This window comes from Paraburkholderia ribeironis, from assembly GCF_900019265.1.
In the GTDB taxonomy this organism is placed as follows: Bacteria; Pseudomonadota; Gammaproteobacteria; order Burkholderiales; family Burkholderiaceae; genus Paraburkholderia; species Paraburkholderia ribeironis.
In genome coordinates this window covers 14,275-40,654 of record NZ_CYGX02000060.1, presented here as the reverse complement: position 1 = coordinate 40,654, position 26,380 = coordinate 14,275, and the positions used below count along the sequence as shown (strand labels likewise).

The 26,380-nt window shown below is 64.0% G+C and carries 20 protein-coding genes and 1 pseudogene; 9 read left to right on the top strand and 12 right to left on the bottom strand.

The genetic code is table 11. The annotated features are described in order from the left end of the window. Positions 1-107: 107 nt before the first annotated feature. Both ku and ligD read left to right on the top strand, forming a co-directional pair. A complete protein-coding gene (gene ku, locus BN2475_RS25035) occupies positions 108-1,142 on the top strand; it encodes a non-homologous end joining protein Ku (RefSeq protein WP_094782228.1) in 1,035 nt (344 codons plus the stop codon). Between the two features lie 99 nt (positions 1,143-1,241). Then, on the top strand, positions 1,242-3,437 hold the full coding sequence (ligD, locus tag BN2475_RS25030) for a DNA ligase D (protein ID WP_245841570.1): 2,196 nt from the start codon (positions 1,242-1,244) through the stop codon (positions 3,435-3,437). A 271-nt stretch (positions 3,438-3,708) separates the two neighbouring features. On the opposite strand, the pseudogene BN2475_RS25025 reads toward ligD, so the two are convergent. After that, positions 3,709-4,012 (bottom strand): annotated as a pseudogene (locus BN2475_RS25025) (LysR substrate-binding domain-containing protein); the annotation flags it as partial. Positions 4,013-4,311: 299 nt separating this feature from the next. Here BN2475_RS25025 and BN2475_RS25020 point away from each other — a divergent pair. Further along, positions 4,312-4,875, top strand: coding sequence for a DUF6013 family protein (locus BN2475_RS25020; protein WP_094782164.1), 564 nt, complete (start codon positions 4,312-4,314; stop codon positions 4,873-4,875). Positions 4,876-4,971: 96 nt separating this feature from the next. On the opposite strand, the gene BN2475_RS25015 is transcribed toward BN2475_RS25020, so the two are convergent. Both BN2475_RS25015 and BN2475_RS25010 read right to left on the bottom strand, forming a co-directional pair. After that, the gene (locus BN2475_RS25015) at positions 4,972-5,778 is read right to left on the bottom strand and encodes an ABC transporter permease (RefSeq protein WP_094782163.1); all 807 of its coding nucleotides are present in this window, start codon (positions 5,776-5,778) and stop codon (positions 4,972-4,974) included. Continuing rightward, a complete protein-coding gene (locus BN2475_RS25010) occupies positions 5,775-6,488 on the bottom strand; it encodes an ABC transporter ATP-binding protein (protein ID WP_094782162.1) in 714 nt (237 codons plus the stop codon). Before BN2475_RS25010 ends, BN2475_RS25015 begins: the two co-directional genes overlap by 4 nt. Positions 6,489-6,674: 186 nt before the next feature. Between BN2475_RS25010 and BN2475_RS25005 the strand changes: the two genes are divergently transcribed. Then, entirely contained in the window at positions 6,675-9,086 is a 2,412-nt protein-coding gene (locus tag BN2475_RS25005) for an AsmA family protein (RefSeq protein WP_094782161.1), read from the top strand. Positions 9,087-9,357: 271 nt separating this feature from the next. Here the strand turns inward: BN2475_RS25005 and BN2475_RS25000 are convergent, their stop codons facing one another. After that, on the bottom strand, positions 9,358-9,849 hold the full coding sequence (locus BN2475_RS25000) for a hypothetical protein (RefSeq protein ID WP_094782160.1): 492 nt from the start codon (positions 9,847-9,849) through the stop codon (positions 9,358-9,360). Positions 9,850-10,242: 393 nt separating this feature from the next. Here BN2475_RS25000 and BN2475_RS24995 point away from each other — a divergent pair, with 393 nt between their 5' ends. The 3 genes from BN2475_RS24995 to BN2475_RS24985 all read left to right on the top strand — a co-directional run bounded on the left by BN2475_RS24995 (position 10,243) and on the right by BN2475_RS24985 (position 14,536). Next, the gene (locus BN2475_RS24995; protein WP_094782159.1) at positions 10,243-11,853 is read left to right on the top strand and encodes a sensor histidine kinase; all 1,611 of its coding nucleotides are present in this window, start codon (positions 10,243-10,245) and stop codon (positions 11,851-11,853) included. Between the two features lie 88 nt (positions 11,854-11,941). Beyond that, entirely contained in the window at positions 11,942-12,487 is a 546-nt protein-coding gene (locus BN2475_RS24990) for a response regulator (RefSeq protein ID WP_094782158.1), read from the top strand. A gap of 75 nt (positions 12,488-12,562) precedes the next feature. Then, the gene (locus tag BN2475_RS24985; protein WP_094782157.1) at positions 12,563-14,536 is read left to right on the top strand and encodes a hybrid sensor histidine kinase/response regulator; all 1,974 of its coding nucleotides are present in this window, start codon (positions 12,563-12,565) and stop codon (positions 14,534-14,536) included. 111 nt (positions 14,537-14,647) lie between these two features. Here BN2475_RS24985 and mscL read toward each other — a convergent pair whose 3' ends face one another. The 4 genes from mscL to mfd all read right to left on the bottom strand — a co-directional run bounded on the left by mscL (position 14,648) and on the right by mfd (position 21,251). Then, positions 14,648-15,094, bottom strand: coding sequence for a large conductance mechanosensitive channel protein MscL (gene mscL / locus BN2475_RS24980; RefSeq protein ID WP_094782156.1), 447 nt, complete (start codon positions 15,092-15,094; stop codon positions 14,648-14,650). An 88-nt stretch (positions 15,095-15,182) separates the two neighbouring features. Next, the gene (locus BN2475_RS24975) at positions 15,183-16,214 is read right to left on the bottom strand and encodes a threonine/serine dehydratase family protein (protein WP_094782155.1); all 1,032 of its coding nucleotides are present in this window, start codon (positions 16,212-16,214) and stop codon (positions 15,183-15,185) included. 87 nt (positions 16,215-16,301) lie between these two features. Next, positions 16,302-17,612, bottom strand: coding sequence for an acetylornithine deacetylase (gene argE, locus BN2475_RS24970; RefSeq protein ID WP_094782154.1), 1,311 nt, complete (start codon positions 17,610-17,612; stop codon positions 16,302-16,304). 156 nt (positions 17,613-17,768) lie between these two features. Continuing rightward, positions 17,769-21,251 carry a transcription-repair coupling factor gene (mfd, locus tag BN2475_RS24965; RefSeq protein ID WP_094782153.1) on the bottom strand — a complete coding sequence of 1,161 codons (3,483 nt, stop codon included), beginning with the start codon at positions 21,249-21,251 and terminating at the stop codon, positions 17,769-17,771. 121 nt (positions 21,252-21,372) lie between these two features. On the opposite strand from mfd, the gene ispD reads away from it, so the two are divergent. Next, positions 21,373-22,086, top strand: coding sequence for a 2-C-methyl-D-erythritol 4-phosphate cytidylyltransferase (gene ispD / locus BN2475_RS24960; RefSeq protein ID WP_094782152.1), 714 nt, complete (start codon positions 21,373-21,375; stop codon positions 22,084-22,086). Between the two features lie 45 nt (positions 22,087-22,131). Next, positions 22,132-22,611, top strand: a complete 480-nt coding sequence (gene ispF, locus BN2475_RS24955) for a 2-C-methyl-D-erythritol 2,4-cyclodiphosphate synthase (RefSeq protein ID WP_094782151.1) — start codon at positions 22,132-22,134, stop codon at positions 22,609-22,611. A 135-nt stretch (positions 22,612-22,746) separates the two neighbouring features. On the opposite strand, the gene BN2475_RS24950 is transcribed toward ispF, so the two are convergent. The 4 genes from BN2475_RS24950 to ompR form a co-directional block, all read right to left on the bottom strand. Beyond that, positions 22,747-23,271 carry a carboxymuconolactone decarboxylase family protein gene (locus BN2475_RS24950; RefSeq protein ID WP_094782150.1) on the bottom strand — a complete coding sequence of 175 codons (525 nt, stop codon included), beginning with the start codon at positions 23,269-23,271 and terminating at the stop codon, positions 22,747-22,749. Positions 23,272-23,345: 74 nt separating this feature from the next. Further along, positions 23,346-23,894: a peroxiredoxin gene (locus BN2475_RS24945; RefSeq protein WP_094782149.1), complete on the bottom strand. Its 549-nt coding sequence runs from the start codon at positions 23,892-23,894 to the stop codon at positions 23,346-23,348. A 183-nt stretch (positions 23,895-24,077) separates the two neighbouring features. Continuing rightward, entirely contained in the window at positions 24,078-25,427 is a 1,350-nt protein-coding gene (locus BN2475_RS24940) for an ATP-binding protein (RefSeq protein WP_094782148.1), read from the bottom strand. Between the two features lie 61 nt (positions 25,428-25,488). Continuing rightward, positions 25,489-26,223 carry an osmolarity response regulator transcription factor OmpR gene (gene ompR, locus BN2475_RS24935; RefSeq protein WP_006048917.1) on the bottom strand — a complete coding sequence of 245 codons (735 nt, stop codon included), beginning with the start codon at positions 26,221-26,223 and terminating at the stop codon, positions 25,489-25,491. Positions 26,224-26,380 lie beyond the last annotated feature (157 nt).

Genomic DNA, 26,380 nt, shown 5'->3' with positions numbered 1-26,380 from the left:
TACAGCCGGCGGCGCGCAGTCATTGCACGGTGGCGCGCCGGCTCTGGCCGAAAATCCGTGGCACGCTTGCTGCTTCACGTGAGGTCTCAGGCCCATGGGAGCGCATGATGGCACACATGATCTGGAAGGGCGCAATCAGCTTCGGGCTCGTCCACGTCCCGGTGCAGCTTTATCCGGCGACGCAGTCGGAGAAGGTCGGCTTCAATCTGCTCGACAAGCGCACGATCGATCCGGTCGGCTACAGGCAGATCAATAAGCGTACCGGCAAGGATGTGAGTCGCGAGAACATTGTGCGCGGGTTCGAGTATGAAAAGGACAAGTACGTCGTGCTGTCGGACGACGAGATCCGCGCAGCCAATCCCGAGTCGACGCAGACGGTCGATATCCTCGCGTTCGTCGACGCCCCCGACATCTCGTTCCTCTATCTCGACACGCCGTACTTTCTGACGCCCGACCGCAAGGGCGAAAAGGTGTACACGCTGCTGCGCGAAGCGATGAAGGCGTCGGGCAAGGTGGGCGTCGCCAGCGTCGTGCTGCACAACAAGCAGCATCTGGCGGCGCTGATTCCGGTGGGTCCGGTGCTGGCTCTCGACACGCTGCGCTGGGCGGCCGAGCTGCGCAGCTTCGACGAATTCAAGTTGCCGCCCGCAGGCATGAAAGCGGCCGGCGTGTCGGCGCGAGAACTCACGATGGCGAAAAAGCTGATCGACGACATGAGCGACGCGTGGAATCCGTCGCAGTATCACGACACGTTCCGGGACGACATCATGGCGCTGGTCGATCGCAAGATCCGCGCTGGCAAGACTGAGGAGATCACCGAGGTCGAGGCGCCGCGCGAGTCCCGTCGATCCGCCGACATTCTCGACCTGTCCGACCTGCTCAAGCGCAGCCTCGGCCATGGCAAGGGCAAGGCGGCGGGCGGCCGCAAGCGCGCTCAGGACGATGCCGGCAACGATGACGCCGAAGCCGAAGCCGAAGCCGAAGCCGAAGCCGACGAGGAGACCGCGGCGCCGGCTCGCAAGAAACCTCGTGCAACGCGCGTGACCAGCACGCCGAGCGATCGTGACGGCGGCAGGGCGGGGCGTGCCGTGGCCAAAAGCGCAACGGCATCGACGGCCCGCAAGCGGCGCGCGGCGGCCTGAGCGCACGGCTGACCCGCTGTTGAGCCCTCGACTCCGCGGTTGACCTGCAGTTGACCCACAGCTGAGCGCTTTCGACACACTAGCGACGAGGTCATCGGCATGAATGACAGACTCGATCCCTACCACCGCAAACGCCGCTTCGACGAAACACCGGAGCCTGCCGGCGCTGGCGTTTCGTCGCTGCGCGAGCTCGCGGCGTCGCCGGCCATCGAAGGCGCGGTCAAAGCCCGGCTGCCCGCTGCGTTCAAGCCTCAACTGGCCACGCTCGTCGATTCCGCGCCACCCGGTGACGACTGGTCTTACGAGATCAAGTTCGACGGCTACCGTGTGCTGATTCGCATCGACCGGACGGCCAAGGGCGGCGCCATCAAGATGTTCACGCGCACCGGCAACGACTGGACCACGAAGTTCAGCAGGCAGGTCGCCGCGTTCGACCACCTCGACATCGAAAGCGCATGGCTCGATGGCGAAGCGGTGGTGCTGGACAACCACGGCGTGCCGAGTTTTCAGGCACTGCAAAACGCGTTCGACTTGCATCGCCCGCAGGACATCGTCATCTATCTGTTCGATGTTCCGTTTCTGAACGGCTACGATCTGCGCGGCGTGCCCCTCGATCAGCGCCGCGCGATTTTGCGCGCATTGCTCGATAAGGTCGACGCGGTCGACAGCCTGCTGCGCTTCTCGAACGACTTCGGCTTCAGTGCCGACGAACTGCTCAGGAGTGCATGCGATATGGCGCTCGAAGGCATCATCGGCAAACGCCGTGATAGCGCTTACATGTCGGGCCGCTCGTCCGCGTGGATCAAGCTGAAGTGCCGACGACGCCAGGAGTTCGTGATCGGCGGCTATTCGGAGCCGGCCGGCAGTCGCGCGGCCTTCGGTGCGCTGCTGCTCGGCGTGTATGACGGTGAGGGCAGGTTGCAGTACGCGGGACGGGTCGGCACCGGCTTCGACGCCGCCTTGCTGCGCTCGGTCAAGCAGGCGCTCGACGCGCACGAAACCTCGCGCATGCCGTTTGCCCGCGCGCCGCGCGAGCGTAGCCGCACACCGGTGCATTGGGTCGAACCGGCGCTCGTCGCCGAATGCAACTTCGCCGAATGGACCAGTGATGGCATCGTGCGTCAGGCGTCGTTCGTGAGTCTGCGCGACGACAAGCCGGCGCGTCAGATCGTCAAGGAAGCACCTCGACAAGGAGCCGACGTGGAACAGCAAATCGATACCGGGTCCGATGCCGCATCGAAGAAACGCACGGCATCGAAGAAGGCTGGCAGTGCTGCATCGACGTCTGATGCAGCGCCAGAAAGCACCGCAAAAAAGACCGCCAAAGCGAAAGCGGCCAAAGCGCAAGCGGATGACGCGAAAGCGGGCGGTGAGACAGCCGTCGCGGCTAGATCGAAGACCACCGCCGAAGTCGCGGGCGTGCGCGTCTCGCACCCCGACCGCGTGATCGACAAAAGCACCGGCACACGCAAAATCGATCTTGTGAAGTACTACGAATCAGTGGCCGACTGGATGCTGCCGCACCTGCGGGATCGGCCGGTGTCGCTGGTGCGCGCGCCCGAGGACATCGGCGGCGAGCTGTTTTTTCAGAGGCACAGCCAGAAGTTGGCGATGCCCAACGTCACGCAGCATGCTGGCCTCGACCCCGGTCACCCGCCGCTGCTTACCGTCGATACGCTTGCGGCGCTGGTCGGTGCCGCGCAAATGGGCACCGTCGAATTTCATACGTGGAATGCCGTCGCGTCGAGCATAGAAAAACCGGATCGTATGGTGTTCGATCTCGACCCCGACGCGTCGCTCGATTGGGGGCGCATGATCGAAGCCGCTCAACTCACGCGTTCGCTGCTCGAGGAGCTGGGCCTCGAGTCGTTCTGCAAGACGAGCGGCGGCAAGGGCTTGCATGTGGTCGTGCCGCTCGCGAAGCAGGCCGGCTGGGACGAAGTGAAGGACTTTTCGCAAGCCGTCGCGCAGCACATGGCGACCACGCTGCCCAAATACTTCAGCGCGAAGATGGGCGCACAGAATCGCAAGCGGAAAATTTTCATCGACTACCTGCGCAACACCCGCGGCTCGAGCACGGTGGCCGCATTCTCGGCGCGAGCGCGAGCGGGGCTGGGCGTGTCGGTGCCGCTGGCATGGGACGAAGTCGCGAGCACCACGGGCGGCGCTCAATGGACCATCGAGAACCTGCACGAGCGGCTCGCCGGTCTAAAAAGCGATCCGTGGGCGGACTATGCGAAGAGCCGTCAGCGCATTACCGCAGCGATGAAAAAGCGTCTGGATGAGGCGCGCTGAGTCAGGCGCGCTGAGTCAGGCATGCTGATCCAGGCATGCTGATCCAGGCATGCTGATCCAGGCATGCTGATCCAGGCATGCTGATCCAGGCCCGCCGAGTGTCTGCCAACCGACGCGCACACCGACATTAATTCGGATAACAAACAATCCGGTACGGGGAGACACAGCAAGCGCTGATGAAGGCGACGCGCGTTCAACCCTATCGCGCCCCGGCCCGACTGCCGCCAACGCGACACCAGGCCGAGCCCGCCCAAACCTTGCCAGGCCATCCTCACTCGGGCTCCTGATCCCAATACGGCGGATCGCCGAAATGCGCCGCGAGAAACTCGATGAACGCCAGCGTCTTCGGCGGCACGAACGCGTGGCCCCGGATACATGGCACGGTTCGCCACATCGTCGGCGAGCGGATAGGCGTCGAGCACGCGGACTAGTTCGGCGCTGCGCGGGCAGGGCGCTATATCCCACGTCGATTTGAGCGCACTGCCGAAACCAGCCAGCAGCGCGTCGCGGATCACCTCGCCAGTGTCCATGACGAGGCGCCCGCTCACGCGCACATCGAGCCGTGCGGCCGGTGTTGCAGCCCTGCGCGCCGGTCGGTTTGATTTGAAATGCATAAAACGGCGCCGCGCGAGTGTCATGCCAGCCCCGCACCGTTGCGATCACAGGCGCAGAATACGCGGCGCCGCAAGCGGGTTAACACCCGACCTGACGCGGCACGCGCGGCGTCCTGCTTGGCGTTAGACTGGTGGTGCATCATGCAAAAACTGTTGCGTGTCTCGCGCGCCGACTGTCCGGCCTGACCGGCGTCAGTCGGGCGGTGCGCAGGCAGTAGCGCTGAACGGGGCGCGCAGCGGCACAACAACGAGGTGACAGTATGAGCTCCAGCTTCAAACTCTCCGCCGTTTCGGTTGTCGCTTGTCTCGCTTGCGCGCTTGCGCCCGGCATGCTCGTGCCGGTGGCCCACGCGGCCACGCCGATCACGGTGACGTCCCAGTCCGCGCTCGACGGCCCGATCCGCTACACGGTTCGCGTCACGTCGAAGCAGTTTGGCAATTCCCAGGAGACCCGCACAATCCGCTCCGGCGAGTCGGACGACTTCACATGGAAGACCGTGCCGCCGGGCGGCCCGGTGGCCGGCACGGACGATTGCCCGAACTACTCGTCGTTGCCGCTCGATGCCAATGGCGCGATGATTCGCCAGACGCAGATCCGCTTTGCGCCGGTCGTCGCCGCTGACGGCACGGCAACGGTGCAGATGAGCTTCCAGGCGCAGACGCCGCACGGTGTGAAGACCGTCACGAGCGGTGGCAAAACGCTCAAGTGTCCGAACGATGTTTCGGTCAGTCAGATTCTGCGCTTCACGATGCCGGTGAACGGCAGCACGAAGACGCTCACGCTCAACGACGGCACCCAGGTGGCGATCACTGCGAAGCGCTAGCCGCTAAGCAGAAGTACAGAAGTACGGCCCGACGAAGCGTGCCTGTGCGGCGCGCTGCACGCCGCTGCACGCCCCATGCAGCTCTGTCGGCACGCTTCATCGCCGAGCCGCCATGCGTTCTAGCAGCCGCGCCGACAGAAACCGGTGTTCGGCCGAGAACAGCCGCCGGTATGTCAGCAACACCGCGCCCACCGTGCCCAACGCCGACGCCGCCGCAATCAGGAACATGATGACGATCTGATAGCGCACGGCCTGCAACGGTGACTGACCGGCCAGCACCTGGCCGGTCATCATGCCGGGCAGACTCACCACGCCGACCACCGCCATCTGGTTCAGCGTCGGCATCATGCCCGCACGCACGGCCTGACGCGCCGGCGCCTGCGCCGCTTCCCAACGCGTCGCGCCGAGCGCGAGCGCCATGTCGACACGGTCGCGCCGCGCGGTCAATTCCTCGGTCATCCGTTCGATGCCAAGCGAAACCCCGGTGAGCGTATTGCCGAGAATCATGCCGAGGATCGGAATCGCATACTGCGGCGCGTACCACGGATGAATGCGGATCACGACGAACAGCCCGACCGCAGCCACCAGCCACGAACTGACCCAGATCGACAGCACACTGTCCGCGCGTTGCCCGGTGTAGGTGTGCCTGCCGCGCTGTGCGCCCGCGATGCCGGCGATCAGCGTCATCACGATCATCAGCGGCAGCACGACGAACCAGCGGTCGTAGCGGAACACCCAGCCGAGCACATAGCCGATCGCCAGCAACTGCACGACGGTACGCACCGCGGCCCACGCGAGCTTGCGTTCGAGATCGAGCTTGAGCGCCACCGATACCGCGCCGTTCACGACGATCAGCAGCGCCGCGATCGCGACGTCCCACAGACTCAGATTTTGCAATGTCATTGGCCCAGCTCCTGGCGCGCGGGCGCGGCCGCCGTGGTTTCGTCCAGCACGCCGGCGCGCATCGTCAGATGCCGCTTGCTCATGCGCGCGGCTTGCGCCGGGTCGTGTGACACCCAGATCGACGCGCGGCGGCCCGGATCGGCGTCGAACCACGCATGCACCAGAGCTTCGATCGCACGCGAGGACTGCGGGTCGAGCGACGCGGTGGGTTCATCGAGCAGCAGCACGTCGGGTGCGAGCTGCAGCACGCGAATCAGCGCGGCGATCTGCGCTTCGCCGCCGGACAGCTCGCTCGCGCGCTTGTCGAGAAAGTCGTCGCCGCGGCCGGCCTCGGCGGCGAGACTGGCCGCCCGCACGCGGTCGAAGCGCACGTCGCGATAGGCGCGCAACTCGAACGGGTAGCGCAGATTGTCCTCGACGCTGCCGTCGAGCACCGCGGGCCGTTGGCGGATATAGGCGACGTGACGCCGGTAACGCGGAATCGCGGCGCGCTCGACCGCTGCGCCACGCCACATGATGCGTCCGGCGTCGAGCGGATCGAGCAGGGCGAGCGCGCGCAGAAACACGCTCTTGCCGGAGCCGGACGGTCCGGTGATCGCGACGCGGTCGCCCGCGTGCAACACGAAGGTGGTCGGCTGCAATAGCGTCTGGCCGCGCAGTGCGTCGCGCCGCACGATGCTGTCGGCGAGGACGAGGGGAACATCGGTCATGAGGTGGATGGTCGCGGGGTGAGTGGCGTGAGTGGGGCATTTTTCTGGCCGCAGACGTGCTGCCGATCTGTCGTCCGGCTGTGCAGCATGATAAAACGACAGCGGCGACGCGACTCATCGCCGGACATTCGGGCACGATACCTGCTACTCGATCCCCCAAACCTTGAACAATTACGGAGCCTTTCAATGCCAGTGTCGAGCACCATCGGACGACGGATCGTAAAAGTCATCGCGTGGCTGCTCGCGGCTATCGTCATCCTGATCATTGCACTGGTCATCTTCATTCTCACCTTCGACTGGAATCGCGCGAGGCCTTATATCGACGACAAGGTCACGCAGGCAATCGGCCGCCCGTTCGCGATCGACGGCGATCTGAAAGTGGGCTGGCGGCATCCGGTCGGCGAAATCGGCTGGCGCGGCTGGCTGCCCTGGCCGCGCTTTTCGGCGGCCAACATCACGATAGGCAATCCCGAGTGGACGACGCAGCCGCACTTCGCCACGCTCGATGAAATCGATTTCGAGGTCAAGGTGCTGCCGCTGCTCGCACACGATATCGTGATTCCCTCGATCAACCTCGTGAACCCTTCCGTCGATCTCGAACGTCTGCTCGATGGGCGCAACAACTGGACCTTCAAACTGCCGTCGTCGAGCGGGCCGTCCGAATGGCGGCTCGATCTGCACGACATCGCGTTCGCGCGAGGCAATGTCGCGCTGTCCGATCAGCAGAAGAAGGTCGAACTGCAGATGGCCATCGATACGCTCGGCCAGCCGATTCCAATCGGCGAGGCAATGAAACAGCAGGAAGCTGCGTCGCGCAGTGCGTCGGCGCAAGCGCTCGGCAAGGCGGGCGCCGGCAAGCTGAGCGCACAGGCCAACGCACAGGCCAACGCACAGGCCAACGCACAGGCGGCGTCGGAGGCGGCGTCGGAGGCCGCCGAGGCTTCGGCGGCGGCAGCGTCCGGCGCGGCGTCGACCGATGTCCACGCGTCGGGCGTTGGCGGGACAACCACGGCGCCCGCTGGCAAGCGCGAGATTCCGCTGTACGCGATTGCCTGGACCGTCAAGGGCACCTACAACAAAACGCCGGTCTCGGGCAGCGGCAAAGTCGGCGGCGTGCTCGCGCTGCAGGACGCGAACCGGCCGTTCCCCGTGCAGGCCGACGTCAAAGCGGCCGATCTGCATGTCGCCCTGGTCGGCACGATCACCGATCCGGCGCATCTCGCGGCGCTCGATCTGCGCCTCTGGCTGCAAGGCGCCAGCATGGCGCGTCTGTACTCTCTGACCGGCGTGACGTTGCCCGAGACGCCGCCCTATGCGACCGATGGACATCTGATCGGCCAGTTCAAGTCCAGTGGCAATGTCTTCAAATATGACAATTTTACCGGCCGGGTCGGCGGGAGCGATCTGAACGGTTCGTTGACCTATACGGCGCGCGAGCCGCGTCCCCTGCTGCAGGGCGAGCTGGTGTCGCACCAGTTGCAGTTCGCCGACCTCGCGCCGGTGATCGGCGCGGACTCGAAAGCCAGCAAGGCGAAGCGCGGTGACACGACGGCGCAACCGAGCGACCGTGTGCTGCCGGTCGAGGAATTCCGTACCGACCGCTGGAAAGCGATCGACGCCGATGTCAAGTTCACCGGCCGGCGCATCATCAAGAACTCGAACCTGCCGATCACCGATCTATACACGCATGTCGTGCTGACCGATGGCGTGCTGTCGCTGGAGCCGCTGAAATTTGGCGTGGCAGGCGGCTCGCTCGCGTCGGACATTCGCCTGGATGGCAGCGCGGCGCCGCTGAAGGGCCGCTTTTCGACGTCGGCGCGGCATCTGAAGCTCAAGCAATTGTTCCCGAACTTCAAGACGATGCAGAACGCGCTCGGCGAAATCAACGGCGACGCCGCGTTGACCGCGACCGGCAATTCACCGGCGGCGCTGGCGGCGACCTCCAACGGCGAGTTGAAGGCGCTGGTGACGCAAGGCACGATAAGCCGTTTGCTGATGGAGGCGGCCGGGCTGAACGTGGCGAACGTCGTGTATGAAAAGCTGTTCGACGAACGCGACGTGAACATCAACTGCGCCGCCGCCCATTTCGTCGCCACCGACGGCGTGCTCGAGGCGCGCGTCTTCGCGCTCGATACCGACGACGCGGTGATCAATATCGACGGCCACGTGAATCTGCGCGACGAGACCATTGACCTCGGCGTGCATCCGCATACCAAGGGCTTCAGGGTGTTTTCGCTGCGTTCGCCGTTGTACGCGAAGGGCACGTTCAAGAATCCGCGCGTTGGCGTCAACGCCGCCGCGCTGGCGCTGCGAGGCGGCGCGGTGATCGGCCTTGGCCTGATCAATCCGTTTGCGGCACTGATTCCGTTGCTGGCTCCCAGCAACAACCAGCCGTTGCCGTGCGCGCAGTTGCTGGCACAGGTGCGTCAGGCACCGAAGGCGCCGCCGCCTGGCGTCAGGCAGCAGCCCAAGGCTGCGCTTTCTCTCGATGGCGTGCCGGTCAACAAGTCCGCTGGCGGAGCGCCGTCGTCCGCGGGAGCGAACGGGAAACCCGCAGTCATCTCGCCGGCGAGCGCTGCGCAGTACAAGGGCAGCTGAGCTTGTCCGCAGCGCCTGCGGATTGACCACCGACTGCCTGCGCACTGGTTGAGCTGGATTGTTGGCGGCGGCCAGTCGTTCAACTTCCTGGACGATGATCTAGCGTGGCATGCATGCACGCGCGGCCGTGCACGGCGAGTTCGAATGCAAGGGAAGGTGGGAAAGGCAGGGGAAGGAAATAAACGCAACGCGACGCGACGCGACACAACGCAGCGCAACGCAACGCCGCCGGTCGAATCAGCGGCGTTGCCCGGGGCAAGCGCAAACGCGCCTACCTTAACGAGCGCGGCGTGGCATCGCCAGCCGCATCCTGCCGACGCACCCCGCGACGCGAGCCCACTCGCGTGGCGCCGAATTCCATCAGGATCTTGCCGCGCGCCCGGCTGGCAAACACCAGGAAGCCGAAGCCGTCCGCCTCATACCAGTAGCCGCCGTTCTCGAGTCCATCGAGTGGCTGCTCCAGTGCATTGGTGATGGATTCGATACAGCGCCGCCGCAACTCGGCCGGTGCCGGATAGGGAGGTTGGGCCCCGCGTACGCTGCACAGGAGCACGTCGAGCCCGGGCAGCACATGCGCATAGAGAACCGGTTCGTCTTGCGCTCGCGCTCGCGCAATCTTGGTGTCGAGCTGACCGAACGGCTTGAAATGCCGCAGTACCGCGAGGAACGACTCATCGCCGTCCACCTTCGCGCGTCTACGCTTTTTCGGGAAGGACATAAAAATTCGCCTGAAAAAGAATTGCAAGAAACGCAGCGTCCTCATGCGACAACTCCCGGCTTCGCGCGCCGCACGTCGATCTTTTATAGCATACGACAAGGCCGGATTCACGGTGATTCGACGACTATGCCGCCTCACCCCCTCCCGCACGAATCATGCCGAACCGTCTCGCCGCGCGCTTTCGCTTCCAAGCACATCTGTCTCCATCATAGACGCACGAGACGCGGAAAAAACATCCCATCCTAATAAAAAAGTCGTTTTTGTGTGGTCAGGCGCATCTTGCCACTGCGTTGAAATATCCCTGATTCGCGTCGATAATGGCCCGTCCGGCTGCACTGCGCCGCGCTCGCCGGCCAGTTGCCGTTGCGGCGCGCGAGCCTCGCGAGGCGAAACCGGTGCTCGCGAACCACCGCGGCTTGAACGACCCTTCGGGCGAACATGAAACTATTCACCAGGGGGCTGCTGCTGATTGCAGTGCCGAGCGCGGTCGAGCTGGCGCTCCTTGGCGTCGTCTTCGATACCCAGGAGCAGACAGCGCAGGCTGCGCAGTGGGTCAACAACAGCAGGCAGATCCTCTATCAATCGTCGGCGCTGGTCGATCCGCTGCTGCGTGAGGCAGCGCGGGTGCGCACGGCGATGGCGATCGGCGACGCATCGCTGATCGACCACCAGGCGGTATGGGTCGACCTTGCCGATCGTCTGTCGAAGCTCGATGCGCTGGTCAGCGACACGCCACAGCAAGTCGAACGCGTACGCAACATGCAGCGCGCGGTCGATGCCTATCGCGAGCAGACCGCCGCAATTTCGACGGCGCTGCATCAGGGGCGCAGCGTGAAATCCTATGTCGCGCTGGAAACCAGTGCATTGCCGAAGCAGATCGCGCAGGTTCGCGACGAACTTGCCGCATTCGGCGACGAGGCCGCGCGGCTCGATACCGAACGCTCGGCCGCGCTTACGCGCCGGCGCGATCGTCAGCAATACGCGCTGATCGCCGCGGTGCTGGGTTCGATGTTGATCTGGGCGGCCACCGCGGTGAGCTTCGCGCGCAGCATCGGCCGGCGGCTGGAAGTATTGACCGACAACGCCGAGCGGCTGGGCAGCGGCCGGCCGCTGGCGGCGCCGTTGTCGGGCCGCGACGAAATTGCCGCGCTCGATGCCGTGCTGCATCAAACCGACGCCCGTCTGCGCGAGGCGGACCACGAGCAGGTCATGTTGAAGACGCGGCTCGAAGCACGCGCGAGAGAGCTGGCGGGCGTCAACGAAGCGCTGCGCCAGGAAACGCAAGACAACGAAATGTTCATCTACAGCGTGTCGCACGATCTGCGCTCGCCGCTGGTGAATCTGCAGGGCTTTTCGAAGGAATTGCAGATGTCGTGCGACGAGCTGGACAGCATCGTCGGGCAGGCCGGCTTGCCGGAGGCGGAACATCGGCGCATGGTGCATATACTCGATGGCGACGCACGCGAATCGCTGCATTACCTGCGATCCGCGGTGATGCGGGCGGCGGCGATCATCGATGCCTTGCTGCGGATCTCGCGCGCCGGCCGGCTCGAATACCATTGGCAGCGGGTCAGCGTCGGGCGTGTGGTAGGGCGGGTGGTCGATGCGCTGCAGGGGCCGATCAGCCAGCGCGCGGCGGTCGTCACGGTGCGCGAATTGCCGCCCGCATGGGGCGACCCGGCCGCGCTCGAGCAGATCTTCAGTAACCTGATCGGTAACGCGTTGAATTTCCTCGACCCGGCGCGTCATGGACGTATCGAGGTCGGCGCGCTGGAGCCCGAAGCCGTCGACGAAACCGGGCCGGGCGCGGTTCGCATGCGCACGTATTACGTCCGCGACAACGGGCTTGGCATTCCGGCCGCGTATGTGTCGAAGGTGTTCCGGGCGTTCCAGCGTCTGCACGGCGAGGTTGCGACCGGCGACGGTATCGGCCTCGCGGTGGTGCGGCGCACGGTGGAGCGGCATGGCGGGCGCGTGTGGGTCGAGTCGGCCGAAGGCGCGGGATCGACCTTTTTCGTGGTGTTGCCCGAGCAGCCCATGCGCGTCTGACGCGGCACGGGCCACGGCCGCCGCGCCGCGAACAGGGCGGGTGCACGGATGGACTCATGCACGGACCAATCGTTAGCACGGAGAGCCTATGAGTCACGGGGAAACGGTCAGCATCGTACTGATCGAAGACGACGACGGCCACGCCACGCTGGTGGAGCGCAATCTGCGCCGTGCGGGCATTTCGAACTGTTTCATACGCTTGCGCGACGGCCAGCAGGCGCTCGATTACTTCTTCGGCGCGGCGCCGGCGGATGGCGCGGGCGGTGCCGGCGAGCGTGGCGCGCCGATGGGCGCGGCAAGCCCCGCGGCAAGCCCTTATCCGCCGCTCCCGCCGCTCCCGCCACTCGACGCGCTGGCGAACTTCGTCGTGCTGCTCGATCTGAAAATGCCGCGGGTCGACGGCTTCGAGGTGCTGCGGCGTCTGAAGGCGTCACCGAAGACCGCCATGGTGCCGGTGATCGTGCTGACCACCACCGACGATCCGCGTGAAATTGCGCGCTGCTACGAACTCGGTTGCAACGTCTATATCTGCAAGCCGGTCGAATACGATGCATTCATCGAAGCCGTGCGCCGTCTCGGCTTCTTCCTGCAGGTGATCAAGCTGCCGCCGGGGCATCGGCTTGCCGAGCCATGACCGGCAGCGTGTGAAGCTACCCGAAAGCCGGCCGTGACAAGATAGACCGTTCCACCTACCCAGAGAACCGTCCGCATGACCGAAGAAGTGTCCACGCCGCACGCCGCGTATGTACTTGTCGTCGATGACGACGAAGGCATCCTGCGGCTCGCGCGCAAGTCGCTCGAACGCGCCGGCTGCCGGGTGGCGCTGTGCGCCGGCGTCGAGGCCGCCCGCGAGCGGCTCGCCGCCGGCAGCCCCGATCTGCTGGTGCTCGACTATCAACTCAGTGGACCGCAGACCGGACTCGATTTCTTTCGCCGGCTGCGCGCGGAAGGCGTGCGGATTCCCGCCATTCTCGTGACTGGTTTCACCGACGAATCGCGTGTCATCGAAGCGCTGCGCGCAGGCGTGTCCGATGTAGTGCCGAAGTCGGGCGGCTATCTCGACTATCTGCCGGAGGCCGTCGAACGCGTGCTGTCGCAGGTGCGTCTGCAACGCGCGTCCGATGAAGCGTTGCTGCTGCGCGATCGCGAACAGCATTACCGCACCTTGTCGGAAGCATTGCCGCATCTCGTGATGACGTACGACGCCGCGGGCGACTGCGATTTTTTGTCCAAGCAGTGGTACGACTATACCGGCCTCGCCAAACACAGCTCGTACGGGCTCGCGTGGCTCGACGCGGTGCATCCTGACGATCGCGAAGAAATCCGCCGCGGCTGGCTCAAGGCGGTGGCGAGCCCGGCCGACGACTATCGGCACGAGTTGCGAATTCGTCGCCACGACGGCGAATATCGCTGGTTCGACGCCCGCGTGATGGCGATGCGCGACGCCGAAGGTCATGTCAGCAAATGGTTCGGCAGTTGCACGGACATCCACGCGCAGTGCGAGGCGATCGAGGAGTGCGAGCGGCTGCTCGCGTCGGAGCAGGCGGCCCGTCAGGTCGCTGAAGAGGCGAATCGCGCCAAAGACCGTTTTCTCGCGATGCTGTCGCACGAATTGCGCACGCCGCTCACGCCGGTCCTGGCCGGCGCCAGCATGCTGGAGATGATCCCGGATCTGCCCGACCAGGCGCGCAGCAACGTGCGCATGATCCGCCGCAATGTCGAACTCGAAGCGCGGCTGATCGACGACCTGCTCGATCTCACGCGAGTGGCGAACGGCAAGCTGCGTTTGTCGCTGGAGACCGTCGACGTGCACGAGGTGATAGACAGCGTGCTCGAACTGTTTCGCAGTGAGATCAAGGTCAAGCAGCAGGACGTGCACGTCGACAAGCACGCGAAGCACCACTACGTGCTGGCCGATCGCGCACGCCTGCAACAGATGCTGTGGAACCTGATTCGCAACGCCGCCAAGTTCACGCCGGATGGTGGCCATATCTATGTGCGCACGCAGGACGAACGCATGCACGTGCAGATCTCGGTGGAAGATACCGGCATTGGCATCGAGCCGGACCAGATCGAGAAGCTGTTCAACGCGTTCGAGCAGGGCGATCAGAACATGACGCGGCAATTCGGCGGACTCGGGCTCGGTCTCGCGATCACCAGGGCGCTAACGGATCTGCACGGTGGTACCGTGATTGCGCAGAGCCCGGGGCCGCACTGCGGCGCGACTTTCACGATCACGATGCCGACCGCCGCCGCGCCGGTTCGAACGCAACCGACCGTCGCGCCGGACGCGGTGCACACGGCCGGCCGGCTGAACGTCCTGTTGATCGAAGATCACGTGGATACCGCCGAGGTGATGGCGCAACTGATCCGCAGCCTGGGTCACGAGGTGAAGGTGGTGGGCCGCGTCGACGATGCGCTCGCCGCCACGCAATTGCAGGTATTCGATCTGATCGTCAGCGATGTCGGTTTGCCGGATGGCACGGGCCTCGATTTCATCAGGGCGTTCCGTGAGCATTCGGATGCGCCGGCCGTCGCGTTGACCGGCTTCGGCACCGACGAGGACGTACGCCGTTGCATGGGGGCGGGCTTCACGTCGCATCTGACCAAGCCGGTCAATTTCGGCCAGCTCGAAACGATGATCGAAGACGCGGTGCATCGGAAGGCGCGCAACGATGCTTGACGCGGGTGCCGGGTAAGTGCGCTTCGCGCGCAACAAAAAGAAAGGCCTGTGGCGACACGAATCGCAACAGGCCTTTTCACTGGATCCAGCCGATGGGCCGGATCGTCACGCTCAACGCGCTGAGCTCTGCAGCGAATCGCGGATTTCACGCAGCAGCAGCACGTCTTCCGGTGTCGGCGGCGGTTCTGCCGGTGCGGCGTCGGCTGGCTTGCGCAGATTGTTGATGAACTTGACCATCAGGAAAATGATGAACGCGAGAATCACGAAGTTGATCAGCACGGTAATGAACGAGCCATAACCGATTACCGCGACACCCGCTGTCTGCAAGTCTTTATACGAACCGGGACTGCCTTTGTAGTTCGCTGGAATCTCGCCGAGGCGAATGAACATATTGGAAAAATCGAGACCGCCCGTGGCAAGTCCGACAACCGGCATGATCAGGTCTTTAACAATTGAATTGACGATGCTGGAAAATGCGCCGCCGATAATCACACCGACCGCGAGATCCATCACGTTGCCCTTGAGGGCAAATTCCTTGAATTCCTTGACCATGCTCATAGAGGTGCCTCCGGGATGTGGATAGCCGAATGATACCAACCTGAGCTAGATAGGCTAGTGTTTTGCAGACACCGTAACGCGAACGTTTCTATTGAGGAAACTGTGTCTCGCCATGGCGCGCACGTTCGAGGTGCGCGGCAAAGCTGACTGGGTCGATATTGGCGCCGCACAGCAACACGCCGACGCGCTTGCCCTGCAACTGCTCGCGCAGCGGCCCGAGCAGCGCAGCGGTGGCGGCCGCGCAGGCCGGTTCCACCGCGAGTTTCAGTTGTGCGAACAAGATCAGCATGGCCGCGCGCAACTGATCGTCGGAGACGGTCACGAGCTGGTCGATATGACGGCGGCACAACTCGTAGCTATATTGCTCGGTATGCGGCGACATCAGCGAATCGGCGATGCTGTGCATGTGGCTCATCTTGACCGTGTGGTTGGCGGCGAAACTCCTGCTCATCACATCCGCGCCTTCAGGCTCGACGCCGTACACGTGCACACACGGATTCGCGAGTCGCATCGCGGTGGCGACACCGGCGGCAAGACCGCCACCGCCGATCGGCAGGATCACCGCTTCGAGGTCGGGTGTTTGCGTGACCCATTCGTAGCCGAGCGTGGCGGAGCCAAGCACCGTGCGATAGCCGTTGAACGGATGCACGAAATAGCGGCCTTCCTCGGCCTCGATATGGCGCACCAGTTCGAACGCCTCGGCCAGATCTTCCGCGAATACGACCTCGGCGCGATATTGCCGGCACAGCGCAACGCGTGCCGCATTGGCCGAACGAAACAGCACGACCTTGGCGCTGATACCCAGACGCATCGCCGCATAGGCGACCGCCACCGCGTGATTGCCGCCCGACACGCAGGTGACACCCGCGCTGCGCTGGCTTTCGTCGAGTGCGAGCAGGTTCGTGAACGCGCCGCGCGCCTTGAAGCTGCCGCCCGCCTGCAGCAGTTCGAACTTGAAATTCACCAGCGTGCCTTGCAGCGACGGAAAGTCGAGCCGGTCGAACACCGGCGTTCGCATGACCCACGGCGTCAACGCAAAATGCTGTGAGGCGATGTCGTCCAGCGTGGGGATCGGCTCGCCGTCGATCGTGTGGTCGGTGTGCTGAGTGGCGGTTGACATGGCGGGAGCTTGAGTTAGTCGATATGCATAAGACCCATTTTGCGATGCTCAGTTTCAGTGCACGTGAGCGTCTCCTGGAGGATTTTTTCAGGGTGTCCCCAAGGGGACTTCCTTCGGGGCGCCCCCCAAGGGGACTTCTTTCAGGGCGTCCACCGACATGCTGTGAATGAATTTCTGCAGAAAGCGTTCGCATGCCACCAACTGACTCAATTCAACGAATTCGTTGGCCTTGTGCGCCTGCTGGATGTCGCCAGGTCCGCACACGATGGTCGGGATGCCGGCCAGCGAAAAGAGCCCGGCTTCAGTGCCATAGGCGACCTTGCGTTTGTCCTGATCGGCGGTCAGTGCGCGCACCAGCTGCGTGATCGCGGCTTGCTCAGATGAATCGAGTCCGGGCGCCGCGGCGATCTTCGTGATTTCGATCGCCGCCGACGGATGCTCGCGCAGCATCTTCGGCAGCAGCGTTTCACGCGCGTATTGATCGATGCGCGCAAAGATCGATTCGGGATCGAGCGTGGGCAAATTGCGGAATTCGAACTGGAATTTACATTCGGCCGGCACGGTATTGAGCGCATTGCCGCCGCTGATCGTGCTGGTTTGCGCGGTGCTGAAGGGCACGTCGTACAGTTCGTCGAACGGGCCTTGCGCGCGGAACTGATCGGCCATGTCGCGGATGTAGCAGATCAGCCGCGCGGCATATTCGATTGCGTTCAAGCCCTGCGGTGTGAGCGACGAATGCGCCGCCTGACCGCGCACGCAGCACTGGTACGCGTTGATGCCTTTGTGCGCCACGATCGGGCGCATGCTGGTCGGCTCGCCGACGATGCAACCGTCCGGCTTCACGCCGCGCTTCATCAGGTCGGCGAGCAGAAGCGGCGCGCCCGCGCAGCCCACTTCTTCGTCGAACGACAGCGCGAGGTGAATCGGCTTGGCGAGCTGCGTGCGCTGCATGTGCGGCACCAGTGCGAGCGCCGCGCCGATAAAGCCCTTCATGTCGCAGGTGCCACGGCCATACAGCTTGTCGCCGCGAATCTCAGGCTTGAATGGATCGCTGTCCCATTGCTGGCCATCCACCGGCACGACGTCCGTATGGCCCGACAGCACCACTCCGCCGTTGGTCCGGCCATCGTGTGCCGGGATCGTCGCGAACAGGTTCGCCCATTTGCCGCTCGGGTCGTGCGTGAGCGTGGCTTCGATACCGAGCGCACGCAACTCGTCGCGCACGGTTTCGATCAGGCCGAGATTCGGATTGCGGCTGACCGTGTCCATCGACACGAGACGGGTCACCCAGGGCAGTGAAATGGGTGAAAGCGGTGAAACCGGTGAAGCGGGTGCAGAAGCGTTCGGCGCGGAGGCGGGCGATGACGGGGACTGGGCTGATCCAGCAACGTGAGACATGACGAGACTCCGGCATTTGAGTCATTCGATCATACCCAAAAAAATGCGCCCCGTATGCTGCGGTGGGTATTGCCGCACCGCAGCACGAGCGTAAAAAAACGCCGCACGTCCCCCCGTTTTCTGCAATCTGCCGCTAACGAGGCGTGCCGGAAAGACTCAGCGCACGGCGGCAGCAACCGACGTGCCGCGGCTCGGCGAACCGAGTGCGCGCAAGGTCTCCTTGACCGTCGCGACACGCACCGCGAGGTCGGGGCTGCGTGTTTCGATACGCAGCTTGTCCTGGCCCGCGAGCTTGATGTGCTTGTGCTTCTGCACCATCTCGATGATCCGCATCGCGTCGACCGGCGGGTTGGGAATGAATTGCAGACCGATCACCGCTTCGGCCGCGTCGATCTTCGAAATGCCCAGCGGCCTCGCGGCAAGCCGCAGACGATGCGTCTCCACGAGCGCATGCGCTTGCGGCGGCAACTTGCCGAACCGGTCGATCAGTTCTTCCTGAATGCCGTCGATCGAGTCGTTGTGTTCGCAGTTCGCAAGGCGCTTGTAGAGCGACAGACGTTCCTGCACGTCGCCGCAATAGTCGGCGGGCAGAATCGCCGGCGCGTGCAGGTTGATCTCGGTGGTCGCCGCAAGCGGCGCGGTGAGGTCGGGCTCCTTGCCGTCCTTGAGCGCCTTGACCGCGTCGTTGAGCATGTCGGTGTAGAGCTGGAAGCCGATCTCGTGAATCTCGCCCGACTGCTTGTCGCCGAGCACTTCGCCCGTGCCGCGAATCTCGAGGTCGTGCATCGCCAGATAGAAGCCCGAGCCGAGTTCCTCCATCTGCTGGATCGCTTCGAGGCGGCGTTGCGCCTGTTTGGTCAGCCCTTGCGGATCGTGCACCAGCAGATACGAATAGGCCTGGTGATGCGAGCGGCCGACCCGGCCCCGCAACTGGTGCAGCTGCGCGAGGCCGAACTTGTCGGAGCGATGAATCAGGATCGTGTTGGCGCTCGGCACGTCGATGCCGGTTTCGATAATAGTCGTGCACAGCAGCACGTTGGCGCGTTGCGCAACGAAGTCGCGCATCACGCGTTCGAGCTCGCGCTCATGCATCTGTCCATGCGCGACCGCGATACGCGCTTCGGGCACCAGCGCTTCGAGCATCTGCCGGCGATTCTCGATCGTTTCGACTTCGTTGTGCAGGAAGTACACCTGGCCGCCGCGCTTGAGCTCGCGCAGCATCGCCTCGCGAATCACGCTGTCTTCCTCTCGGCGCACGAAGGTTTTGATCGCGAGGCGCTTTTGCGGCGCGGTGGCGATCACGGAGAAGTCGCGCAGCCCTTCGAGCGCCATGCCGAGCGTACGCGGGATCGGCGTGGCGGTGAGCGTGAGCACGTCCACCTCCGCGCGCAGCGCCTTGAGCGCCTCTTTCTGACGCACGCCGAAGCGGTGTTCCTCGTCGATGACCACCAGCCCGAGCCGCTTGAACTGCACGTCCGACGACAGCAGCTTGTGCGTGCCGATCACGATGTCGATTGCGCCTTCGTTGATCTGCTGGATCGCCGCGTTGATCTCTTTGGTCGTCTTGAAGCGCGACAGCTCGGCGATCCGCACGGGCCAGTCGGAGAAGCGGTCGGTGAAGGTCTGCGTGTGCTGTTCGGCGAGCAGCGTGGTGGGCGAGAGCAGCGCCACCTGCTTGCCGCCCATCACCGCGATGAATGCCGCACGCAGTGCCACCTCGGTCTTGCCGAAGCCGACGTCGCCGCACACGAGGCGATCCATCGGCTTGCCGGTCGTCATGTCGCCGATCACGGCCGCGATCGCGGCGGCCTGGTCGGGCGTTTCCTCGAAGCCGAAGCTCTCGGCGAACTTCACGTAGTCTTTCGGTTCGAGCGCGAACGCATGGCCTGAACGCGCGGCACGGCGGGCGTAGAGATTGAGCAGCTCGGCGGCGGTGTCGCGGATCTGCTGCGCGGCCTTGCGCTTGGCTTTTTCCCACTGGCCCGAGCCGAGCGAATGCAGCGGCGCACTGTCCGGATCGGCGCCGCTATAGCGCGAAATGACGTGCAGCTGTGCGACCGGCACGTACAGCTTGCTCTCGCTCGCGTATTCGAGGTGCAGGAACTCGGTGTCGCCTTCGTCGAGGTCCATCGTGACGAGACCCATGTAGCGGCCGATGCCATGCTGCGAATGCACAACCGGATCGCCCACTTTCAGCTCGGACAGATCGCGCACCATCGAGTCGACGTTGCTCGCCTGTTCCTGCCGGCGGCGCCCGGCGCGGCGCGCGAGCGGTCCGTACAGCTCGGTTTCGGTGATGATCGCGAGGCCTTCGAGCGGCACGGAGAAACCGTTGGCGAGCGGCGCGACGCCTAGCGAGAAACGCGCGTCGCCGGTTAGCCAGTCCTGGAAGCTGTCGCTCGATACCGGTTTCAGATGGTTTTCGGCCAGGAGCTGCAACAGCGTCTCGCGCCGGCCCGCCGATTCGGCGGCGAGCAGCACACGATTGGGCGTGGTGTCGAGATACGCGCGCAAAGCCAGCACCGGATCGTCCGAGTGACGGTCGATCGCGAGATTCGGCAGCGCAATCGACCAGCCGCCTCCCGCGTTGACGGGCAACACGAGCCGCGCGAACGGCTTGGCGAATGCGAAGAAATCCTCGTCCGACAGGAACAGGCGCTGCGGCTCGAGGATCGGCCGGTCGCGATCGTGCGACAGGAAGTTGTAGCGCTGCTTCGTGTCGTTGCTGAAGCGCCGGATCGCGGCGTCGAGATCGCCGACGAACGCGAGTTGCGCGCCTTGCGGCAAGTAGTGGAACAGCGTCGCGGTTTCGTCGAAGAAGAGCGGCAGATAGTATTCGATGCCCGCGGACGGCACGCCGTTGCCGATGTCCTTGTAGATCGACGCGCGGCTCGGATCGCCTTCGAAGGTTTCGCGCCAGCGGCTGCGGAATGCAGTGCGCGCGGCTTCGTCGAAGGGGAATTCGCGGCCAGGCAAGAGGCGCACGTCTTTGACCGGATAGAGGCTGCGCTGCGTGTCGGGATCGAATGCGCGGATCGAATCGACCTGGTCGTCGAACAGGTCGATCCGGTAAGGCAGCGGCGAGCCCATCGGAAACAGGTCGAGCAGCGAGCCGCGCACGCAGTATTCGCCGGGACGCACCACCTGGCTCACGTGCTCGTAGCCGGCGAGCGTCAGTTGCGCCTTGAGCTTCGCTTCGTCGAGGCGCTCGCCTTGCGAGAACGAGAACGTGTAGGCCGCGAGGAACGATGCCGGCGGCATCCGGTAGAGCGCGGTGGTGGCGGGCACCAGCAGGATGTCGCAGCGGCCTTCGCCGAGATCGTGCAGCGTGGCGAGGCGCTCGGAGACCAGGTCCTGGTGCGGCGAAAAGGTATCGTAAGGGAGCGTTTCCCAATCGGGCAGCAGGCGCACCCGCGCGTCGGGCGCGAAGAAGGTGATTTCCTGCGACAGGCGCTGCGCATCGACGGCGCTTTCGCAGACGACCGCGAGCAAGGGCATCTTCTCGCGATAGGCCAGGTGGTAGCGGGCGATCAGCAGCGCGTCGGCCGAGCCGTGCGTGCCGTCGAAGGCGAAACGCTGGCCGGCCTTGACGAGCGCGACGGGCGGAGAGGACTGCGATGATGCGGCGATGTCTGGCATAGGAGAGAAGAAGCGGCCTCGGGCTCACACGTGATCGGCAAGTTTACGCGTGTCGGGGCGTGGATGCGAAGGACCTATTATAAAATCCGTCCTTTACTTTGACTTCGCGGCACCCGCACTCGTGACTTCCCGTCTCTTTGCCCTGATTCCGTGCGCCGGCACCGGCAGCCGTTCTGGCGCCGCGATGCCGAAACAGTATCGCACTGTCGCCGGTCGCGACATGCTGCACTACTCGCTGGCGGCGTTCGACGCCTGCAGCGAGTTCGCGCAGACCCTCGTCGTGATCGCCCCTGATGACCAGCACTTCGACGCCCGCCGCTTCGGCGGCCTGCGTTTCGCGGTGCGCCGCTCGGGCGGTGCGTCGCGCCAGGCCTCGGTGCTCAACGGGCTGCATGCGCTCGCCGAATTCGGCGCACGCGACGACGACTGGGTGCTGGTGCACGACGCGGCGCGTCCGGGCATCACGCCTGCGCTGATCCGCGCACTGATCGGCGCGCTGAAGGACGACGCAGTCGGCGGCATCATGGCGTTGCCGGTCGCGGATACGTTGAAACGGATCGACGCCGGTTCGGCCGATGCCCGCATTGCCCGCACCGAATCGCGCGATGGCTTGTGGCAGGCGCAGACTCCGCAGATGTTCCGCATCGGCATGTTGCGTGAAGCGATCCTGCGCGCGCAGGCCGATGGGCACGACCTGACCGACGAAGCGAGCGCGATCGAGTGGTCGGGACATGCGCCGAAGCTGGTGCAGGGGAGCTTGCGCAACTTCAAGGTGACCTATCCGGAAGATTTCGATCTGGCCGAGGCGATTCTGAGCCGACCTGCGGCGTCGTGACGGGCGATTTCAACTTTAATGAGCGGACTTGAGGGCTTGACGCAGATGGATTTCAGAATTGGGCAAGGGTATGACGTGCATGCGCTGGTGCCGGGACGTCCGTTGATCATCGGCGGTGTGACGATTCCTTATGAGCGCGGGCTGCTCGGCCATTCGGATGCGGACGTGCTGCTGCATGCGATTACCGATGCGCTGTTCGGTGCTGCGGCGCTCGGGGATATCGGCCGCCACTTCTCCGATCGCGATCCGAAGTTCGCCGGTGCCAACAGCCGGGTGCTGCTGCGCGAGTGTGTTACGCGCGTGAGCGCGGCGGGCTTTTCGATCGTCAACGTGGATAGCAGCGTGGTGGCGCAGGCGCCCAGGCTGGCACCGCATATCGAAGACATGCGCGCGCATATCGCCGCCGATCTCAACCTGCCGGTCGAGCGCGTCAATGTCAAGGCCAAGACCAACGAGAAGCTTGGTTATCTTGGCAGAGGCGAGGGTATCGAAGCGCAGGCGGTGGTTCTGCTGATCAGGCAGTGACCGGGATTCGACCGGCATCGGATCGCACGTTGATCGCGTCTTCTGCTTGCTGAACTTCCGGCTGCCGAAGAACGGCAAAAAAATTCATGCACGCGCAGCGGCGAATCAGCCGCCGCGCTGCGCGCATGACTCCATCTATTTGCTCTCCGCGGCAATGCACTGCGCGGTCGCGTTGATGACCGCCGCGATGCGGCCCACGTCGCGCAATTGCGTGGAAGTCATCCCCTCGGCGATCAGGTTGTCGAAGTGCGACTTCACGCAGAAATGGCATTTGCCGATGATCGAAGCCGCCAGCGCATACATCTCGAAGCGGCGCTTATCCACGCCGCCATGTGATGCATACGCATTCATCCGTAACTGCGCCGGTTGCGATTTCAGGTCCGCACTCTCCGTCATCTCGACATACGGATACCAGACGGTATTCATGCCCATCAGCGCAGCGGCGGTCAACGCGCCTTGGGACTCTTGCGCGGACAGCACGCCGGCATTGCGAATCGCGTCGACGATCAGCGTGCTCTTCGCGGCGAACGCCGCCGCCAGCGCTACGCCGACCGCGTCGTTGCCGTCGAGCGACGAGCGGGCAATCGTGCCGTCGAGATTCAGCCGGATGTCCTTCGCATAGTCAGGCACATGCGCCTTGATCGAAGCCAGGAATTCCATTGGCATCTCCTATCGAATGGTCGACAAAAAAGCCCGCTGCTCTTTCAGGGCTGGCGGGCTTTCGACGATACGGCTTAGAGCGTTGCGCCGCCGATCGCGCGGTTGCAGGGACACAGTTCGTCCGTTTGCAAACCGTCCAGAATACGTAGCACTTCTTCCGGGTTGCGGCCAACGTTCAGGTTGTTCACCGACACGTGCTGGATCGTGTTGTCCGGGTCGACGATGAAGGTGGCGCGCAGCGCGACGCCGGCTTCCTTGTCACGCACGCCGAGCTGGTCGATCAATTCGCCTTTCACATCGCCGAACGAATAGTGGTTCAGCTTGCTCAGGTCTTTGTGCTCGCGGCGCCAAGCCAGTTTCACGAACTCGTTATCGACACTGCCGCCTAGCAGCACCGCATCGCGCTCTTCGAAATCGCTCGCGAGCTTGGCGAACTCGACGATCTCCGTCGGACACACGAAGGTGAAATCTTTCGGATAGAAATAGATGATCTTCCATTTGCCCGGAAACGACTGCTCCGTGATCTCTTCGAATGCCGACGCGCCGTTTTCTTCGTGGCTGTTGAAGCCTGGCTTGGCAGCAGTGACGGTGAACGCTTCGACCTTATCGCCAACGGTTTTCATGCGAGTGCTCCTTCGTGTGTTGGAAAAAACAGCATGTTGAGGCTACCTGCTCGTCATAACGAGCGCGTTACACCGTCCCACTATAGTTCTATTGAACTATCCATTCAATAGTTTTTTACTAACGACCCGGATAGTTTTCAACACGCCACGCGGGCGCCGGGGTCTCACCATGCCCCGTGCCGATCACGCGCCCTTTGCGAGCGGGAATTCGATCGTGACTTCGAGACCCGGTAGAGGCGTGCGATTGCGCAAGCGCAGCGCGCCGCGGTAGCGACCCACCAGCCGCTGAACAATTGCCATGCCAAGGCCCGTGCCGTTGGCCTGCGTGCGCGCCGAATTGACCCGGTAAAACGGCCGCGTGACGAGCGCCAACTGGTCTTCCGGAATGCCGGGGCCTTCGTCGACCACGGATAGTTCGACCCGCGAGTGCGACACCCGCGTCTCCAGAATCACGTGCGGGACGCCGTCGCCGTCGCTCAGACCGTATTTGCGCGCGTTTTCCAGCAGATTGCCGACCACGCGCCGCATATCGGTTTCGTCGGCTTCGATCACCGCCGATGGCGCGAGCCTCGTGATCAGCCGCATGCTGTCCTCGCTCTGCATGCGCGCGGCCAGTTCTCCGGCGATCACGGACAGATCGACGGGTTCCGGCACCCGCTGCACCGGGCGCGCGTAATCGAGGAACCGGCCGATGATCATGTCCATCTGCTCGATGTCATCGACCATCGCGTCCTTGGTGCTCTGGTCGGACGGGCTCATTTCGGTTTCAAGCCGCAAGCGCGCGAGCGGCGTGCGCAGATCGTGCGAGATGCCGGCGAGCATCAGCGCGCGGTCGGCCTCGAGCTGTTCGAGGTCCCGCACCATCTGGTTGAAGCTGCGATTGGTTTCGGCGGCCACCCCCATGCCGCGCTCGGGCAGCGGCTCCGGCAACTGGCCCGAGCCGACCTTGCGCGCGGCCATCGCGAGTCGGGCAAATGGCCGGTTCACGAGACTCGTGATGAACGCCGCGCCGAACAGCGATAGCGCCAGTGCGAACACGCCCCAGCCGGCCCATTGCAGGCCGGTCGCGTTGTCGAGCTGATCGCGGTCGAGCGCGACCCAGTAGTCGTCGTCGTCGATCTTGAAGCTGATCCAGACGCCGTTGATGTCGTTCACGCTCTGCGCAATCACCGTGTCGTCGCCGAGGCGGCCGCGAATGTCGTGTTCGATCAGGCGGTTCAGCGACTCGTCGGGCTGCAGTTTGTATTTGTCGGTTCGTTCGCGCGGGTACACGCGCACGCCTTCGTTGCTTTCCAGATCTTGCAGCAATGCGCGCCGCAGATCGGGATCGGAATAGAGGAGTGCGGTGCGCGTGAGCTTGACGATGGCGACGAGCTGCAAAGCCACGCGCTGTGCGCGCGGCTCGCGTTCGATCACCCGGAAGCTCTGGAACCAGGCGGCGAGACTGACTGCGATCAATAGCGCGATCAGCAGGAAGGTCCGCCAGAAAAGGCCACCGAACGCGAGCGTCAGGAGGCGCCGGTCGATCCGCATGGGCCCTTCTTATCTGAAATCAAAGACAGCAACTATTTTGCATGGGGAGGTGACGGCAATCTCAGGCTGCACCGTCGGGGATGAAGACGTAGCCCAGACCCCACACGGTCTGAATGAAGCGCGGGCTGCCTGGATCGGGTTCGATCAGCTTGCGCAGACGCGAGATTTGCACGTCGAGACTGCGGTCGAACACTTCGTATTCGCGACCGCGGGCGAGCTCCATCAGCTTCTCGCGCGACAGCGGCTGGCGCGGATGACGCGCGAACACCTTGAGCACCGAGAATTCGCCCGTGGTCAACGGGATTTCCTGGCCGGCCTTGGTGAGCGTGCGCGTGGCGAGATTCAGCGCGAACTCGCCGAATTCGAACACTTCGGTCGTTTCGGACGGCGCGCCGGGCAATTCCGATGGCGACTGGCGCCGCAGCACCGCGTGAATCCGCGCGACCAGCTCGCGTGGATTGAACGGCTTGGGCAGATAGTCGTCGGCGCCCATTTCGAGGCCGACGATCCGATCGACATCTTCGCCCTTGGCCGTCAACATGATGATCGGCGTGCGGTCGTTGCTGCCGCGTAAGCGCCGGCAGATCGACAGCCCGTCTTCACCGGGCAGCATCAGATCGAGTACCAGCAGATCGAAGCGCTCACGCACCCAGAGCTTGTTCATCGACGGCGCGTTCTCGGCGACGTAGACATTGAAGCCCTGTTCACCGAGGTAGCGGCGCAGCAGATCGCGCAAGCGTGGATCGTCGTCGACGACGAGGATTTTCGAAGGGTTTTTGGTTTCCATGGTCGGCATCTTAGCGCGATTAGAAAGTGACGCGCGGTTGCATCATTTCCTGGGTTACAGTCAGTTACAAAATTTACCCGCGATATGGCACGGCGTAAAGCATCGGCAGTTAGACTCCTTTACTGAATGCGGCCGTTCGGTGGATACTTCACTCGAAAACAACTCT